The organism is Nostoc sp. MS1 (assembly GCF_019976755.1).
Taxonomy (GTDB): domain Bacteria; phylum Cyanobacteriota; class Cyanobacteriia; order Cyanobacteriales; family Nostocaceae; genus Trichormus.
The window spans coordinates 4,517,636-4,533,146 of record NZ_AP023441.1; the positions used below are offsets into that span (position 1 = coordinate 4,517,636).

Sequence of the window (15,511 nt, forward strand, 5' to 3'; positions counted from 1 at the left end):
AACATGATACATTGGATCACCTTATTGGCGGTGGAAGAGGTTGCAAAGGAAGGTGGGCTGTTTGATTTAGATGCTACCTTACCTTTGATGGCAATCCAGTTTCTAGTGTTAGCTCTGATATTAAATGCTACTCTCTACAAACCTCTGGGTAATGCTATTGATGGACGGAATGAGTATGTCCGTAACAATCAATTAGAAGCCCAAGAGCGTTTATCCAAAGCTCAGAAATTGGCAGAGTCATATGAGCAAGAGTTAGCAGGAGCTAGACGGCAAGCACAAACAATTATTGCTGACGCTCAAGCTGAAGCCCAAAAAATCGCTGCACAAAAAATAGCAGCTGCTCAACAAGAAGCTCAAGCACAAAGAGAACAAGCTGCTAGTGAAATTGAGCAGCAAAAACAGCAAGCTCTAGCTTCTTTAGAGCAACAAGTGGATGCGCTAAGTCGCCAAATCCTAGAAAAGCTTTTAGGAGCCGATCTAGTAAACCAGCGCTAACTCAATACATTTAGTTATTAGTCATTGGTCATTAGTCATTTGTTAAATGATGAAGGATGAATGACAGAAACCGACAGCGCAGTTGTGGATGAAAAATCATGGGGACTTTTTTACTGTTGATGGCGGAAGCCAGCGCCGTTGGAGGTGAATTGGCAGAGGGTGCGGCTGAAGGTGGTTTTGGTTTAAATACCAATATTCTCGACACCAACCTGATTAACCTGGCCATTATTATTACTGTGCTGTTTGTTTTTGGTCGGAAAGTGCTGGGTACTACCCTGAAAACTCGCCGCGAAAACATTGAAGCAGCAATTAAAAATGCAGAACAACGTGCCGCAGATGCAGCAAAGCAACTGAAAGAGGCGCAACAAAAGCTAGAGCAAGCACAAGCGGAAGCTGAAAGAATTAAAACAGCCGCCCAAGAAAATGCTCAAGCTGCCAGCAAAGCTATCATCGATCAAGCTGCTGTAGATATTGAACGCTTGCAACAAGCAGGCGCAGCAGATTTGAATGCAGACCTAGATAAAGCGATCGCCCAGTTGCGGCAACGAGTAGTTGCTTTAGCACTGCAAAAGGTCGAGGCGGAACTGCAAGGCGGTATTAGTGGTGATGCTCAAAAAACTTTAATTGACCGTAGCATCGCACAAATGGGAGGCGAAGTATGACAAGTAATGTAGCAAACACTGAGGTAGCCCAACCTTACGCACAAGCACTGTTGTCAATCGCTAAATCCAAAAACTTGACGGAAGAGTTCGGCGAAGATGCGCGTACTTTGCTGAACTTGCTTTCGGGAAATCAACAGCTACGAAACTTTATTGACAACCCCTTTATTGTGGCTGAGAACAAAAAAGCTCTCATCACGCAAATATTGGGTGAAGGTGCTAGCCCTTACCTACGTAACTTTTTGCTGTTGTTGGTAGACAAACGACGCATTTTCTATTTGGAACAGATTCTCAAGCAGTATTTGGCGTTATTACGGCAATTGAATCAAACCGTATTAGCGGAAGTCACTTCTGCTGTGGAATTAACCGAAGAGCAACAACAAGCAGTTAAAGAAAAGGTACTGGCAATCACCAAGGCTCGTCAAGTAGAACTGGAAACAAAGGTAGACAGTGACCTGATTGGTGGTGTGATCATTAAAGTAGGCTCTCAAGTAATTGACTCTAGTATCCGGGGTCAGCTACGTCGCCTTTCCTTGCGCCTCAGCAATAGCTAGAAAGTTCAGAGGATTAAGCTAGTATCGCATTAGCTTTAACACCTCCAACTAAATGCAGACGCGACAAGTAATATCGCGTCTATTCAATATGTTCCGTCTCGCAAGAAAAAAAAGATACACACATGAGCATATCAATTAGACCTGACGAAATCAGCAGTATTATTCAACAGCAAATCGAGCAATACGACCAAGATGTCAAAGTTGCTAACGTTGGTACTGTATTACAAGTTGGAGACGGTATCGCCCGGATCTATGGTCTAGAAAAGGCTATGGCTGGCGAACTTCTAGAGTTTGAAGACGGCACAGTTGGTATCGCCCAAAACTTAGAAGAAGATAACGTAGGTGCGGTATTAATGGGTGAAGGCCGCGAAATTCAAGAAGGTAGCACCGTTACCGCTACTGGAAGAATTGCTCAGATTGGTGTAGGTGAAGCCCTAATCGGTCGCGTTGTCGATGCTTTGGGTCGCGCTATCGATGGTAAAGGTGATATCAAAGCCAGCGAAAGCCGTTTGATTGAATCTCCAGCACCCGGTATTATTGCCCGTCGTTCTGTACATGAACCAATGCAAACCGGTATCACCGCTATTGACTCGATGATTCCCATCGGTCGCGGTCAACGGGAATTGATCATTGGCGACCGTCAAACAGGTAAAACTGCGATCGCCATTGATACCATCATCAACCAAAAAGGCGAAGATGTAGTTTGTGTTTACGTGGCGATCGGTCAAAAAGCTTCTACCGTTGCTAACGTAGTCCAAACCTTACAAGAAAAAGGTGCAATGGACTACACAGTAGTAGTTGCTGCTAGTGCCAGTGAACCCGCTACCCTGCAATTCTTAGCGCCCTACACCGGTGCGACCATTGCTGAGTACTTCATGTACAAAGGCAAAGCTACCCTAGTAATTTACGACGACTTATCTAAGCAAGCACAAGCTTATCGCCAAATGTCCTTGCTGCTACGTCGTCCACCCGGTCGGGAAGCTTACCCCGGAGACGTATTCTACATCCACTCCCGCTTGTTGGAACGTGCTGCTAAACTCAGCGACGAATTGGGTAAAGGTAGCATGACCGCGTTACCAATTATCGAAACCCAAGCTGGTGACGTTTCCGCATACATTCCTACCAACGTAATTTCTATTACAGACGGTCAGATATTCTTATCTTCTGACTTATTTAATGCTGGTATTCGTCCGGCTGTAAACCCTGGTATCTCCGTATCCCGTGTGGGTTCTGCGGCACAAACCAAGGCGATGAAAAAAGTTGCTGGTAAAATCAAACTTGAACTGGCACAGTTTGACGACCTCCAAGCCTTCGCACAATTTGCTTCCGACCTAGATAAAGCTACCCAAGACCAGTTAGCACGGGGTCAACGCCTACGGGAACTCCTCAAACAGTCCCAAAACCAACCCCTTTCTGTAGCTGAACAAGTAGCTATTCTTTACGCTGGTATCAACGGTTACTTAGATGATATCCCAGTTGATAAAGTCACCACCTTCACCAAAGGCTTTAGAGATTACTTGAAGTCAGGCACTAACTCCTACTATCAAGACGTACAGTCTAAGAAAGTATTAGGTGATGACGAAGAAAAAGCATTGAAGGCTGCTTTAGACGAATACAAAAAGACCTTCAAAGCTACAGCTTAGTCATTAGTCATGGGCTTCGCCGTGAGCGTCAGCCGAAAGGTCATTAGTCATTAGTTAATAACTTAATGGCTTTTGACTTTGGACTATTAACTATTGACTATTGACTCGGAACTTAATACTATGCCTAATCTCAAATCAATACGCGATCGCATTCAGTCGGTCAAAAACACCAAAAAAATTACAGAAGCCATGCGGCTGGTAGCGGCGGCGCGTGTACGTCGCGCACAAGAACAGGTAATCGCTACCCGTCCCTTCGCTGACCGTTTGGCACAAGTATTGTATGGCTTGCAAACTCGTCTGCGGTTTGAAGATGCAGACCTACCACTACTGAAAAAACGTGATGTGAAATCAGTAGGGTTGTTGGTAATTTCAGGCGATCGCGGTTTGTGCGGCGGTTACAATACCAACGTCATCCGCCGTGCTGAAAACCGCGCCAAGGAACTCAAAGCCGAAGGTGTAAATTACACATTTGTCATTGTTGGGCGGAAAGCTGAACAATACTTTAGACGGCGTGAGCAACCAATTTCAGCTTTTTATACTGGCTTGGAACAAATCCCCACTGCCGATGAAGCTAATAAAATTGCTGATGAGTTGCTGTCCTTGTTCCTTTCAGAAAAAGTAGACCGCATCGAGTTAGTTTACACCCGCTTCGTCTCCTTGGTAAGTTCTCGTCCTGTAATTCAAACCCTGCTACCTCTCGACCCCCAAGGTTTAGAAGCAGCAGATGACGAAATCTTCCGCCTGACAACCCGTGGCGGTCAATTTGAAGTCGAACGGCAAACCGTGACTAGCCAAGTCCGTCCTTTGCCCCGCGACATGATTTTCGAGCAAGACCCCGTACAAATTCTCGATTCGTTGTTACCCTTGTACTTGAGCAACCAGCTACTACGGGCGCTACAAGAGTCAGCCGCTAGTGAATTAGCTGCGCGGATGACAGCAATGAGTAACGCCAGCGATAACGCCGGTGAGTTAATCAAGTCTTTATCGCTGTCCTATAACAAAGCCCGTCAAGCCGCCATTACCCAAGAACTGCTTGAGGTCGTCGGCGGTGCGGAAGCGTTGACTTAGGAACAACTCAATTGTTAACTATAACAAATAGCTAATTGCTGGTAGATTTCAAGCCTAGCAATTAGCTATTTTGCTTTTGAGAATTTCACGACAGCTTGATCGATGAATAAATTTTGTTGAGTGGACAAGTACATAGAAAAGTTATAATTATTAGCCTAGTATCTAAGTATATTTCTACACACAAGGTATGGAGAATCAAATAGTTCTTTATATATATTCCTTTCCTTCATACCTGGGGGAAAAGCCACAAGTTAAAATAGGCAGGACTTCTGGAAGTATTTCTGCTGAACCTACAGAATTAGCATTACAGCGCATACGTACACAAATAAAAACCTCGCATCCAGAACCACCTCAACTATTAGGTGCAGTCAAAATACCAGGCAATTGGGTAGAAACAACAATTCATTCGCAATTGAAAATTCAGGGATATCACATTGCAGATGCACCTGGAAGTGAGTGGTTTCAATTTCCAGATCGAAAAAAATTACAAGATTTTCTAGATAAACTTTATCGAGCTGTAATCATTGATGATTTCTCAGAATTAGGCGGGGGACGCAGTGATATTCAGGGAGACTCTTTCGAGTCTATTGTTGCTGCATTTGGTGTGAGGAAGCTGAACGGTAGAGATTTTAGGCATGAAAGCGAACTAATCAAAGTTCTTGTTGAAGAATTATCTCCGCTTTATCCAGGCTTTCCTAAATGGTTTGATAAGACAATGAACAGTTTAGACACTGTGTTCAACGTAGCTTATAGAGATAGCCAAGCTATTGGTGTTGCTATTTGGAAGCCAAAGGGAAACGGAATAGTTAAACTATCAACTCTTTTTGTTACTGAGGATTATCGACGTAGTGGTATCGGCAGAAATTTAATCTTAACTTGTTTTGAACAATGGAAATCAGAGCGAATTAGGAGAGCTTTTGTTACTACAGCTAAAACTTATCTCATTGCATTTTTTGAGCGTTACGGTTTCTGGGTAGAAGGTATCGGGAGGGAAATCTATGAGCGTGAAGCTCATCAACCAGAATGGTTTTTAACAAAACTATTCTTTTATGAATCTGATGAGAGTATTTTGAATACAATCAACAAAGCAAAAATTCTATTCCCCTCAATAATATCAACTTCTCAAAATCCGGCAGGTAGAGAAGAAGTAGAACAAATTCAAGTTAATGATGCAACAGTTCAGCTAATAAGTTCTAATGGTAATCTCATTAACAAGTTTTCTCTACATTCTTGGCTCAACTTGACTTATCCAGCAGAGTCAGTGTACACTCCACCAACGGCTTACGTGATACCAATTCGTCCTCAATTCTTGATTCAGATATTTCAAGCTGGCAAGACAATATACTACGGACGACCTGTTTGTATACGAGATGATATGAGAGGAGCATCAATATTATTTTATGCTAGTAGTCCTATATCAGGTGTTGTAGCCACTGCCAGAATTGTTGCCCGATACATGGGTACACCTACTGAGCTTTACAGCAGTCTGGGTATGAAGGGTGTTCTTACATTACAACAAGTTGGTACTGAAGGACAACGACGACAAGCTGTAGAGTTTGATTATTTAATGCCACTTCGTGAAGTAGTTTCTATGGATAATTTACGCAGCAATGGTGTTCTTAATGGGCCACCACAAACAATGCACAGCCTATCTTTAGAACGTTATAAAAAAGCAGTTGAACTTGGAGGTATTTATGCAGGCTAAATATATTAAAGCTCTAAGTATTAAACGGATTTATGCTGAACGTATCATTCATGGTAGTAAAAAAATTGAATTGCGTAAGCGTTCAATTGGAATGGAATTAGGTGATCTTATTCTCTTGTATGAAACTACACCAGATTCTATCATACGAGGAGGCTTTATAGCGGATAAAACTATATCCTTACCTGTTTCTAAGATGTGGAGCAAGTATCACGATATTATGGGAGTAGAGAAAGATTTCTATGACACATATTTTGAGAATTGTGAATTTGCTTACGGTACTTTCGTATATGAAAGTTTTGCTTTTCCTTCAATTTCTCTGATACAACTAAACGAACTGTGTCCTAAATTTACACCACCGCAAGCTACAATTAATTGGCGTGAGAACTGGTATGTTCAGCCTGAATGGACTGATGCACTTAAAAAGGGAAGAAATCAGCTAATGCAGGAAGGTAAACTAGGTCAACAGTTGAGTCTATTTGTATTTTAATAGAATCTATTTATATTATTGTAAGCGATCGCACCCATCATCTTGTTGAGTAAAATCGGTGACAATAGGATGATAGTTTAGGTAGTGCGATCGCATCCTGGAAAGTGATTGCAGTTTCTACGACAAAGATTAAGCAGACTGTCAATCAGAATAGTGGTAACGGCAAGCAATAATCGTTAAGTACTGATCATCCACCGCATAAACTAACCGATTAGTATCATCAATGCGCCGCGACCAAAAGCTAGCTAGGTTTTCTTTCAAGGCTTCTGGCTTACCTATCCCCTCAAACGGTAGTCGCATTGTCGCCTCAATCAGCTTGTTAATTCGTTTTAATGTTTTCTTGTCTTGCTCTTGCCAATATAAATAATCGCTCCAAGCCTCATCTGTCCATACTAACTTTCTACTCATCTAACAATTTGCGCTCCACCACTTTCCCCTGCTTAAACTGAGTAATAGAACGCTCCAAATGAGCAGCATTAGCGGGTGACTTGAGTAAATGAACAGTCTCCAGCAAACTATTAAATAACTCTAGCGACATCACAACAGCATCCTCCGCATCCCGTCTAGTAATGATGGTATAGTCTGCATCTTCCACCACTTGGTCTAAAACAGCCTTGAGGTTATTTCTCGCTTCGCTAAAAGAGACAACTTTCATTTACTTTACACTTGTACTGTTTATTGTATAAGTATAGCCCACCAAATCGATATTAAACAATAGAACAACTTTATTGTCAGGACAATGTGTGTATGGTAGCTTAGGTATAGAGTCTAAAATCTATATACGTTGAAATTATGAGCCACTCACCAGAGTCTAGAACTGAACGGATAGATATTCGCACAAGTCCTAGTGTGAAAAAACTATTGCAACAAGCTGCGGCTGCAAGTCATAAAAACGTCAGTGAGTTTCTGTTAGAACAAGGTTTAATTGCTGCTCAAAATGCTTTGACAAATCGTAAAGTTTTTGCACTAGATGATGAGCAATGGCAAGCTTTCCAAAATGCCCTTGATACTCCCACAACAGAAAAGCCTCGTTTGCGTCGTCTATTAACTGAGCCGAGTGTATTTGAGTAATTACCTTGAATAATCTATATATTGAGAAACTATCAACTACTCACAATGTTCAAGACTTTGACTGTGGGAAACCTGCTTTAAATAATTTTTTAATTAATTACGCCTTACAAAATCAACAATCCGATAGTTCAAAAACTTATGTAGCTTGCATAGATAATAATTTAATTGCTTACTATACTTTGACTGTAGCCTCTGTTATTCATCAAGATGCGCCACCTCGAATTATCAAAGGATTACCAAAATATCCTGTACCTGTAGCTCTTTTAGCACGTTTAGCAGTTAGCAAAGATTATCAAGGTCAGAGAATAGGGAGTGGTTTATTAAAAGATTGTCTCAAACGAGTTAATGCAGCAGCAGATATTTTAGGAATCCGTGCTTTACTAGTTCATGCTAAAGATGAGCAAGCAAGAACATGGTATGAAAATTTTGATTTTGAACCTAGTCCGACTGACCCTTTACATCTATTTTTAATGTTGAAGGATATTCGAAAAATCTTGGAATAACTGCACCTGAGCAAGTTTGAATTGATGGTATGCTATCTGTCATCTTTTAAGTAAAATCGGTGACAACAGGATGATAGTTTAGGTGGTGCGCTGCCTGCGGCGAGGCGTAGCTGATCGCTTTTGTTTAAGAGGGCTACGCTTACACTGTTTATATAATCTGTCACTCAGATAAAAAACTTTATATCTTCTCATTAATGAAAGTTTAAGATTTCTTTGTCATCACGTAACACATTTCCCCAACAGAGAATTATAATAGTGATATATCGCAAGGGTCCGTAACGGTTTCGACAGGTTGGCGAACGCTACTCTGTGATTCAGGTCGAGAGTGAGTCTCCTCTCGAAAATCAAAGGCTCAAAAAAAAGTAAATGCGAATAACATCGTAAAATTTGCTCGTAAGGACGCTCTAGTAGCTGCCTAATAGCCTCTTATAGGTTCGAGCGTCTTCGGTTTGACTCCGTTAAGGACTGAAGACCAACCCCCAACGGATGCTCTAGCAAGTGTTCTCTGGTTGGCTTGCTAGCTAAGATTTAATCAGAGCATCCTACGTTCGGGATAATGAACGATTCCCGCCTTGAGGGTCAGAAAGGCTAAACCTGTGAATGAGCGGGGGGTCAATACCCAATTTGGACAGCAGTTCGACTCTGCTCGGATCCACTAAACATACTTAACAAGCCCATCTTTAATAAGGTGGGCTTTGTTTTTTAATATATTTACTTGCTCAAAGGCAAGACCTAAGTTATTTAGGAGAAATATCTGTGGCAAAAGAAAAATTATTCTATATCACCACATAAGTTAGAATAATTTGTCAACATATCATGAATAATAGGAAAAGCAGAGATCATTTTTTATAAATTAAGGTATGATTTTGAGTTAGTTTCTCAGTGTTAAAAGAAACATTGAAAAATGTTGCATATTTGCTTTAAAGCATTAAAGCTTGTTATGACTGGCACAAGTTTTAACAGACAACGCAGGAAGACAAATTACAAAAATGTGTTCTATTCACTGTAGTATGTAGAAGTTCTATAAATATTAGTGAAAAGCTCATTATTGTGGATAATTTGAATATATATTATGGAGGGTTGTACAGAATTGAATAGCATTGCAAATGTTGAAAATTACAGAAAAAATTGAATACAAGCTCAACTATATTGCTAAGTAACAAAATTATAGATAGCTAGATTTGAAGTTTTTAAACTAAGATTTAGGCTGTTATTAAAGCATTAAAATTACAGGTTTTTATATTAATACTTTATCTCAACGCATGTATAAAGTATTTGTTTAATAGCCTGAAATTTTTGTGTGCCTATTAAAGTATTAATGAATAGCAAATATTTTTGTTATTTTGAGTAGGTTTTCTGAGATGATTTAGAATCTCTAATCAAACTAGAAACTAAGTTGATTAATGCTGCAATTAAGGAATAAAAATAATGAGACTGATAATTCTTATAGCTAAAGTAGTTACCTCTTCTGCATTAGGTTTGATATTTCTTTCTAATTTTGTACTTGCACAAGAAGCTCAAACTTCTCCAAGGAAAAACACTATACAGAAGATTTGCTCCTTAGATCCAGTAGAGAACTTGCTACCTCCATTACCAGGGCAGAAAATAACTGGTAATAAACTTTCATATCTTGCAGAACAAGGCTTCACACAAAGCGAAGATGGCTCTTGGGTATGCTATGTGAATGACTCCAAAAAGGAAGGACGCTACTATACTTTATTTAAGGTTCAAGAAGTTAATGGCAAGCTAATTGGTAGCTCTTTCCTAGATGGTGGCAGCTTAATTGCTGGACAAGACAGTCGTAGTCTGAACTTCTTTATGACTCTGATTGAACGCCATACCAATATCAATCCAGAGAATCTTCAAAGTATACGTAGATATTTAGCAGCCTTTATTGATTTAGTAGGAGAAGGCAAAATACAACCTTCTCGTCGTGGTTTTATTTTCGATCAGCCTAACCGTGCATTAGTTATATATCACAAACTGACGGCTGGCGAACTTAAAGGTACTGCTATCACACTAAATTTACAAGGACTAAATAACAACACTTCTCAACAAAATCGTCTACCAGCCTCTCTACAAAATATTTTGAAATCAAATCAATAATTAATTACATCTGCAAGATGATTTTTTTGCCTAATTAGTTTTGTGTCGTCTACCAAGCGTTTATGAAATTTATCCAGAATATTTTCATTCTATTGTCATCTATGGCAACAGTAATAACTGTATGCCAGACTGCAAGTGCAGGTAAAGTAGGACTTAATGTTGGTGATAGGAGAATTACACCAGGGTTAGAAAAAAATTACCTCGAATACCAGATACAAAATAACAGTAATGGTAACAAACCAATATTCGTTATTCCCGATAACTGTATTGTAGGATTTGGTTTGCGCTGTAATAAAACAGGCACAGTTCTTGAGAAAATCCTTGAATCTCAAGGTGGGCCTACCTACCAGCAAATGTTAATAAGAGCGGCTGGTGGGGAGAATAATTATCGCCAGTGGGAGACATTTTTAGGCAATCGCAGCGATAACAACCTATATCCATATATGTCCGTCTGGAGAAATTATTCTTCCAAATATCTAGATGCGGCTCAATATAGTTTGGGACGAACTCTAGACCGTAATCCTGTGCCGGGTTTAAGTGATGTAACTAAAAATTTCTTATGGCAACCTTTCCGTGGTGACAATCTACGCGATAGCTTTGTAAATTTTAAATTGTCTTACGGTCGTTTGCTATTACAGGAAATATCAAAAATACCGAATATTCGACAAGAAATCCTTAAACTTCCCATAGGGGAAAGTATGAAAGCTTTTTATGAAAAGCGGGTTTTGAGTGGTTTAGATGCTTTAGAAAGCGGAGATAATAGACGACTTCAACATGAGATTTTTGAAATACTCTCTCATCCCTACAATTCTGCATTACCAGATGATAATCCTTTCCAAGGACGTAACGTAGCCACGATTGAATCAATGCTTCAATCTGGGGAAATACAGTTAGGAGAAGGTTCTATTATGAAAGATGGTTTATTTTTAGGGGGGGGATCGGAGTTTGAAAATGCTATCTCGATTGCACAAGGCACTGAAATACTCTCTGCACCTTCGGAAGGCTTTCCTGGCTACTTAATAGCAGCTCCATTGTTATTGTTAGTCATCTTGTTCTTGGATGGTAATGGCTCAAATGGCTCATTTAACAGCTCATCTTTAAGAACACCAAGTCTGCCAAATCCATCAACTACTCCTCCTCTTGACAATTCCTGTGATTTTCTTAACCCTGGTACACCAACAAATGGAGGATTTTGTGAAGCACCTATTACTCCTCCAACACAAGTAAGCAGAGTAAGCGAACCATCAAGTGTAAAAGGTCTGTTGATACTGACTCTGATATTATGCTTAGTCCGTTATAAATATAGACGCGCTCAAGTAAGGTATTAAACCAGTTATTAGTTATCAGGTTATGTTTACTGTTTCCTGGTTACTGGTCACTATTAAACTCACAATAAAATAACTTGTTTAATATGCTGATTTATTCAGATACTAAAGAGAACTCTAATGTATGAGTTGCAGCTAAAGTTCATGGATATACATATATAACATTTTATTGGACATTGGGCGGAGCGATCGCGTAACCGTCCATCCAGCATAGCTGATCGCGCTAGTATTAGCTAGTTATTGTCAGTTGGATGATGTTTGTTGCGCCCATGAAGGGGGAATTTGCAACGTAGTTGACCAGTTTAGAAGTCTGTGCAGAGGTTTTTAGAGTTGAATTGAGTGTGGTGTATTTAGTTGAAATTTTTATTCACATCTATTAATTTTACTCATATAACTAATATAAATAGTATTGAGTTATGTTAAGATCAAATGATGAATCTTGCGCTGTAGAAAAGGCAATATTAGAAAGCTTTAATCGTCAGTCTCTACTATCAAACGACAATTCAGATTGGAGTGGCATCCGCTTTCAGTTTACTTATAGCAGAAGTGCTAGTGCCTTACCAGAGGAAATTATCTTTCCAGAAAATGCAATTCATATTTATACAGATGTACCTTTTGATTATGCAGTGGAATCGCGGATTAATGGGAGATTACAAAAAAGTTCTCTGGTCACAGGTCATAGTCTAGTTATTCCACGCGGTACAACTTATTGGCAATCAGATAACCATGAAAGTAAAGGTATTACTTTAGGGTTTCACTCCAGTTTTATTGCTAATACGCTGCGTGAATCAATGGGCTTATGTTGTCTTGAACTCCATCCTCAATTTCCAATATTTGACCCACTAATTTATCAAATTGGTCTGGCATTGAAAGCTGAACTAGAAAAAAATCGGTATTCCAGCCGTTTATATGCAGAATCTGCTGCGATATTTCTTCTGACTCATCTTTATCAGAATTACGCTTTTAGCAAACAAAAGGAACAAATCGTAACAAGCGGTTTACCCAAATACAAATTACAACAAATTATTGATTATATTCATGCCAACCTTGACTGTAATATTGGCTTGACTCAATTAGCTGATTTATCTCAAATAAGTTTGTCTCATTTCTCTCGATTATTTAAACAATCAACAGGATACTCTCCCCATCAGTTTGTCATTAAGTGCCGGGTTGAGCGTGCTAAAGAACTTCTCCTGAAAAATGAGGAATCAATTACTGATATCACTTATAAAGTCGGTTTTGCCAATCAAGGGCATTTCACCAGTCATTTTAAACGTTTAGTTGGAGTTACGCCAAAAGTTTTTCGAGATAAATAGTAGAAATCTGTAAAAAAAGCACAAATTTGTAAGACTGATTCAAAGTATGACCGCTAAGTTGGAAGCTAAGATGTAGCGCAAATAGCACCTGTTTGCTTGCTAGATATTGGAAATAACTCTTGTATTCATCGAGATTTGACCTAGATAGTATTCACACTATAAATTGAACATCCAAGAGGAGATACTGTATGATTACAAAATTCACTGGCAGTTGTCTGTGCGGCTCTGTCCGCTATGAATGTTCAGCCCCGCCTATTGCGATGGGAAATTGCCACTGTCGAGATTGTCAAAGGGCAACTGGAAGTGCCTACGCCTCTGCTGTTCTCGTACCTCAAAATGCAGTTACTATCATTGGAGATGTGAAATATCATGAGGTGATTGGTGATAGCGGAAGCATTGTTGGTCGAGGTTTTTGCCCAAATTGTGGTTCCCGATTATTTAGCAAGCCCCCCATCCCTGAACTTATGGGCATTATGGCTGGGAGCCTTGATGACCCAAGTTGGTTTTCCCCAACAATGGATATTTATACAGCCAGTTCTCAACCGTGGGATTACATGAATCCAAATCTATCCAAATTCACCAAAATGCCACCTATGTCGTAGTTATACCAATTCAAAATTCAAAATTCAAAATTAAGGAAGTGAGACATAACACAGCGTTACTGGTTTACATCTGTATCATATTTTTTGTGAAATGGTATCAGAGACATAACCTCTATCAGCAAAAATTTTACTAAATAGATTACTTTCCTTATTCCTAACTGAGGTTAAGTAGCTTGAAAATAAAAATCTCTCAGCCGTTCACTGAGAGATGTTACTTTTTAATACTTTTCACATGAAATATATCCCACCCTTACAGCATATCTATACTTTTAAAAGTGAGTGTGCCAAAATGCCTAATTGTTATGTGTCCGTGAAAATAGTATGACTAAGCTCATTGAATACGACCAAGCTAGTGCAGAAGTAAAGGCAGTGTACGACGATATCCGCGCTATTCGTCAGACTGAGTATATCAATAATTTCTGGAAAGCGATCGCTAACCACCCTCCCACCTTAAAACGAACATGGGAAACCATCAAAGAAGTGATGGCTAGTCCTGGGGAAATTGATCCACTAATGCGAGAGTTGATTTATATTGCTGTCAGCGTCACTAACGGCTGTGATTATTGTATTTCATCCCATACAGCCGCAGCCCGTGGCAAAGGCATGAGTGATGCTATGTTTGGTGAACTACTAGGAATTATCGCCACGGCTAACACAACTAACCGCCTCGCCAATGGCTACCAAATTCCTGTCGATGAGATATTTAAAAGTTAGTTTAGTAAATTAACTCTCTTTTTCTCTGTTTCTGCTCTAATGGTATGGGTGAGACAGGCAAATCTTACTCCAAAACAGGCAAATTTTTATTTAACAACTCATTAACCCGAAATTGCAATCGTTGTTGAAATTGTTTAGCACGCTGATAAACTACTTTACGTTCTTGAGAATCACTGCTCAATTGGGTTTCCATAGGCTGAATAAAATAACGTAGACGAGTTCTCATCGCCCAAACACCCATAGAAGGGAACAGAATCAAAGCAAACATTAAAGGTGATATCGGACAAAATGGTAATTTAGTAAGTTTTTGTAATCCTTTGAGATTAATAGTCCAAGGATGCAGATTTTCACTGCCAATACAGACAACTGGGAGAATGGGAATATGATAGCGATCGCTCAACTGTAAAAAACTTACATTAAACTTTTGTAGTTGGTAGCGTTTGCGCCAACCTTTAAGCGGCCCCCGTAACCCTTCTGGTGCATATAACAGAATTTTACCCTGTGCCACGGCTGCTTCAAAATCGCTAAACTCTGCCCGGACTGCACCTAAAACCTGCGACCATTTAGGAGGTAGCCACCAAACCATCCAAGGATGTTCAAATAATGACCCCTCGGCTATGGGATGGGCTACCCATCCTCTTGTTTCACCGAGTAAATACCCCAAACTAATAAAATCCCACGGAAAAGACATCCCTGCATGATTCATCGCCACAATCATCGGCCCAGTTGAGGGTAAATTCTCAACTTGTTGCAACTCTCCACGAAAATAATGCTGCACAATTGGGGCGAGAATTTCTGCACGAAAAGCCTGTTGATAGCTAGGGTTAAATTCTGTAGCTTCTATTCTGGGTGAACGACAACCCAGACGTAACCATCGACTCAAAAATGCTAGATAAAATCCACCAGGAATTAAAAATAAAAGATATTCTAACCAATTCCAACCATCTGGGTCTTGATGATAATGTTGCCAATGACGGTTAAATAAAATTAACCAGCCTGGGGGATACCACAAGCAAAACCAATCAAACCAATTAAATTTATACCCTTGGTTTACAGTTGGCTCTGAGTGTGAATTTATCAAAGTTTCAGATTGTTGATTAATCACAAATATTTAATATAGGGGATGAAAATATTATTAAAGAAATATCCTAGCTTGTTAAATTTAGCATTAGTATCTGACTAGAGACGTAAAATTTACTACAGTATTTTAAAATTTTGAGTTTGTAACTTTGAGCTTGCTGAGTATTTAAAAATCTCTCTATA

General features: G+C 39.6%; 17 protein-coding genes and 1 other RNA gene. 15 read left to right on the top strand and 3 right to left on the bottom strand.

The window, feature by feature from the left end:
- The first annotated feature begins 3 nt into the window (after window positions 1-3).
- The 7 genes from NSMS1_RS19595 (at window position 4) to NSMS1_RS19625 (ending at window position 6,611) form a co-directional block, all read left to right on the top strand.
- On the top strand, window positions 4-495 hold the full coding sequence (locus NSMS1_RS19595; RefSeq protein WP_224086439.1) for a F0F1 ATP synthase subunit B': 492 nt from the start codon (window positions 4-6) through the stop codon (window positions 493-495).
- Between the two features lie 98 nt (window positions 496-593).
- Complete coding sequence (locus NSMS1_RS19600; protein ID WP_224086440.1) at window positions 594-1,157, top strand: F0F1 ATP synthase subunit B; 564 nt, start codon at window positions 594-596, stop codon at window positions 1,155-1,157.
- The gene (gene atpH / locus NSMS1_RS19605; protein ID WP_224086441.1) at window positions 1,154-1,708 is read left to right on the top strand and encodes an ATP synthase F1 subunit delta; all 555 of its coding nucleotides are present in this window, start codon (window positions 1,154-1,156) and stop codon (window positions 1,706-1,708) included. Before NSMS1_RS19600 ends, atpH begins: the two co-directional genes overlap by 4 nt.
- Before the next feature lie 122 nt (window positions 1,709-1,830).
- Entirely contained in the window at window positions 1,831-3,351 is a 1,521-nt protein-coding gene (gene atpA / locus NSMS1_RS19610) for a F0F1 ATP synthase subunit alpha (protein WP_224086442.1), read from the top strand.
- 120 nt (window positions 3,352-3,471) lie between these two features.
- The gene (locus NSMS1_RS19615) at window positions 3,472-4,419 is read left to right on the top strand and encodes a F0F1 ATP synthase subunit gamma (RefSeq protein WP_224095283.1); all 948 of its coding nucleotides are present in this window, start codon (window positions 3,472-3,474) and stop codon (window positions 4,417-4,419) included.
- A gap of 187 nt (window positions 4,420-4,606) precedes the next feature.
- The gene (locus NSMS1_RS19620; protein WP_224086443.1) at window positions 4,607-6,124 is read left to right on the top strand and encodes a GNAT family N-acetyltransferase; all 1,518 of its coding nucleotides are present in this window, start codon (window positions 4,607-4,609) and stop codon (window positions 6,122-6,124) included.
- Window positions 6,114-6,611 carry a DUF3850 domain-containing protein gene (locus tag NSMS1_RS19625; RefSeq protein WP_224086444.1) on the top strand — a complete coding sequence of 166 codons (498 nt, stop codon included), beginning with the start codon at window positions 6,114-6,116 and terminating at the stop codon, window positions 6,609-6,611. The genes NSMS1_RS19620 and NSMS1_RS19625 overlap by 11 nt, the downstream gene beginning before the upstream one ends.
- A 141-nt stretch (window positions 6,612-6,752) precedes the next feature.
- Here NSMS1_RS19625 and NSMS1_RS19630 read toward each other — a convergent pair whose 3' ends face one another.
- On the bottom strand, window positions 6,753-7,019 hold the full coding sequence (locus NSMS1_RS19630) for a Txe/YoeB family addiction module toxin (protein ID WP_224086445.1): 267 nt from the start codon (window positions 7,017-7,019) through the stop codon (window positions 6,753-6,755).
- On the bottom strand, window positions 7,012-7,266 hold the full coding sequence (locus NSMS1_RS19635; protein ID WP_224086446.1) for a type II toxin-antitoxin system Phd/YefM family antitoxin: 255 nt from the start codon (window positions 7,264-7,266) through the stop codon (window positions 7,012-7,014). The genes NSMS1_RS19630 and NSMS1_RS19635 overlap by 8 nt, the downstream gene beginning before the upstream one ends.
- 137 nt (window positions 7,267-7,403) lie before the next feature.
- On the opposite strand from NSMS1_RS19635, the gene NSMS1_RS19640 reads away from it, so the two are divergent.
- From NSMS1_RS19640 to NSMS1_RS19675, 8 genes are all read left to right on the top strand, one after another.
- A complete protein-coding gene (locus NSMS1_RS19640) occupies window positions 7,404-7,682 on the top strand; it encodes a DUF1778 domain-containing protein (protein WP_224086447.1) in 279 nt (92 codons plus the stop codon).
- A gap of 5 nt (window positions 7,683-7,687) precedes the next feature.
- A complete protein-coding gene (locus tag NSMS1_RS19645; protein ID WP_224086448.1) occupies window positions 7,688-8,185 on the top strand; it encodes a GNAT family N-acetyltransferase in 498 nt (165 codons plus the stop codon).
- 269 nt (window positions 8,186-8,454) lie between these two features.
- Window positions 8,455-8,843: a transfer-messenger RNA gene (gene ssrA, locus NSMS1_RS19650) on the top strand.
- A gap of 770 nt (window positions 8,844-9,613) precedes the next feature.
- The gene (locus NSMS1_RS19655; protein ID WP_224086449.1) at window positions 9,614-10,291 is read left to right on the top strand and encodes a hypothetical protein; all 678 of its coding nucleotides are present in this window, start codon (window positions 9,614-9,616) and stop codon (window positions 10,289-10,291) included.
- Window positions 10,292-10,392: 101 nt separating this feature from the next.
- Window positions 10,393-11,619 carry a hypothetical protein gene (locus tag NSMS1_RS19660; RefSeq protein ID WP_224086450.1) on the top strand — a complete coding sequence of 409 codons (1,227 nt, stop codon included), beginning with the start codon at window positions 10,393-10,395 and terminating at the stop codon, window positions 11,617-11,619.
- 413 nt (window positions 11,620-12,032) lie between these two features.
- On the top strand, window positions 12,033-12,932 hold the full coding sequence (locus NSMS1_RS19665; protein WP_224086451.1) for an AraC family transcriptional regulator: 900 nt from the start codon (window positions 12,033-12,035) through the stop codon (window positions 12,930-12,932).
- 188 nt (window positions 12,933-13,120) lie between these two features.
- Window positions 13,121-13,534, top strand: a complete 414-nt coding sequence (locus NSMS1_RS19670) for a GFA family protein (RefSeq protein WP_224086452.1) — start codon at window positions 13,121-13,123, stop codon at window positions 13,532-13,534.
- Between the two features lie 321 nt (window positions 13,535-13,855).
- Complete coding sequence (locus NSMS1_RS19675; RefSeq protein WP_224086453.1) at window positions 13,856-14,248, top strand: carboxymuconolactone decarboxylase family protein; 393 nt, start codon at window positions 13,856-13,858, stop codon at window positions 14,246-14,248.
- Between the two features lie 64 nt (window positions 14,249-14,312).
- Here NSMS1_RS19675 and NSMS1_RS19680 read toward each other — a convergent pair whose 3' ends face one another.
- Entirely contained in the window at window positions 14,313-15,353 is a 1,041-nt protein-coding gene (locus NSMS1_RS19680) for a lysophospholipid acyltransferase family protein (protein WP_224086454.1), read from the bottom strand.
- Window positions 15,354-15,511 lie beyond the last annotated feature (158 nt).

What these genes read in the sequence shown, in the direction of transcription:
- NSMS1_RS19660 (WP_224086450.1), top strand. Translation starts at nt 10,393, where the DNA reads ATGGCAACAGTAATAACTGTATGCCAGACTGCAAGTGCAGGTAAAGTA.
- NSMS1_RS19600 (WP_224086440.1), top strand. Translation starts at nt 594, where the DNA reads ATGGGGACTTTTTTACTGTTGATGGCGGAAGCCAGCGCCGTTGGAGGT.
- NSMS1_RS19675 (WP_224086453.1), top strand. Translation starts at nt 13,856, where the DNA reads ATGACTAAGCTCATTGAATACGACCAAGCTAGTGCAGAAGTAAAGGCA.
- NSMS1_RS19670 (WP_224086452.1), top strand. Translation starts at nt 13,121, where the DNA reads ATGATTACAAAATTCACTGGCAGTTGTCTGTGCGGCTCTGTCCGCTAT.
- atpA (WP_224086442.1), top strand. Translation starts at nt 1,831, where the DNA reads ATGAGCATATCAATTAGACCTGACGAAATCAGCAGTATTATTCAACAG.
- NSMS1_RS19630 (WP_224086445.1), bottom strand. Translation starts at nt 7,019, where the DNA reads ATGAGTAGAAAGTTAGTATGGACAGATGAGGCTTGGAGCGATTATTTA.
- atpH (WP_224086441.1), top strand. Translation starts at nt 1,154, where the DNA reads ATGACAAGTAATGTAGCAAACACTGAGGTAGCCCAACCTTACGCACAA.
- NSMS1_RS19635 (WP_224086446.1), bottom strand. Translation starts at nt 7,266, where the DNA reads ATGAAAGTTGTCTCTTTTAGCGAAGCGAGAAATAACCTCAAGGCTGTT.
- NSMS1_RS19655 (WP_224086449.1), top strand. Translation starts at nt 9,614, where the DNA reads ATGAGACTGATAATTCTTATAGCTAAAGTAGTTACCTCTTCTGCATTA.
- NSMS1_RS19595 (WP_224086439.1), top strand. Translation starts at nt 4, where the DNA reads ATGATACATTGGATCACCTTATTGGCGGTGGAAGAGGTTGCAAAGGAA.
- NSMS1_RS19625 (WP_224086444.1), top strand. Translation starts at nt 6,114, where the DNA reads ATGCAGGCTAAATATATTAAAGCTCTAAGTATTAAACGGATTTATGCT.
- NSMS1_RS19615 (WP_224095283.1), top strand. Translation starts at nt 3,472, where the DNA reads ATGCCTAATCTCAAATCAATACGCGATCGCATTCAGTCGGTCAAAAAC.
- NSMS1_RS19620 (WP_224086443.1), top strand. Translation starts at nt 4,607, where the DNA reads ATGGAGAATCAAATAGTTCTTTATATATATTCCTTTCCTTCATACCTG.
- NSMS1_RS19665 (WP_224086451.1), top strand. Translation starts at nt 12,033, where the DNA reads ATGTTAAGATCAAATGATGAATCTTGCGCTGTAGAAAAGGCAATATTA.
- NSMS1_RS19640 (WP_224086447.1), top strand. Translation starts at nt 7,404, where the DNA reads ATGAGCCACTCACCAGAGTCTAGAACTGAACGGATAGATATTCGCACA.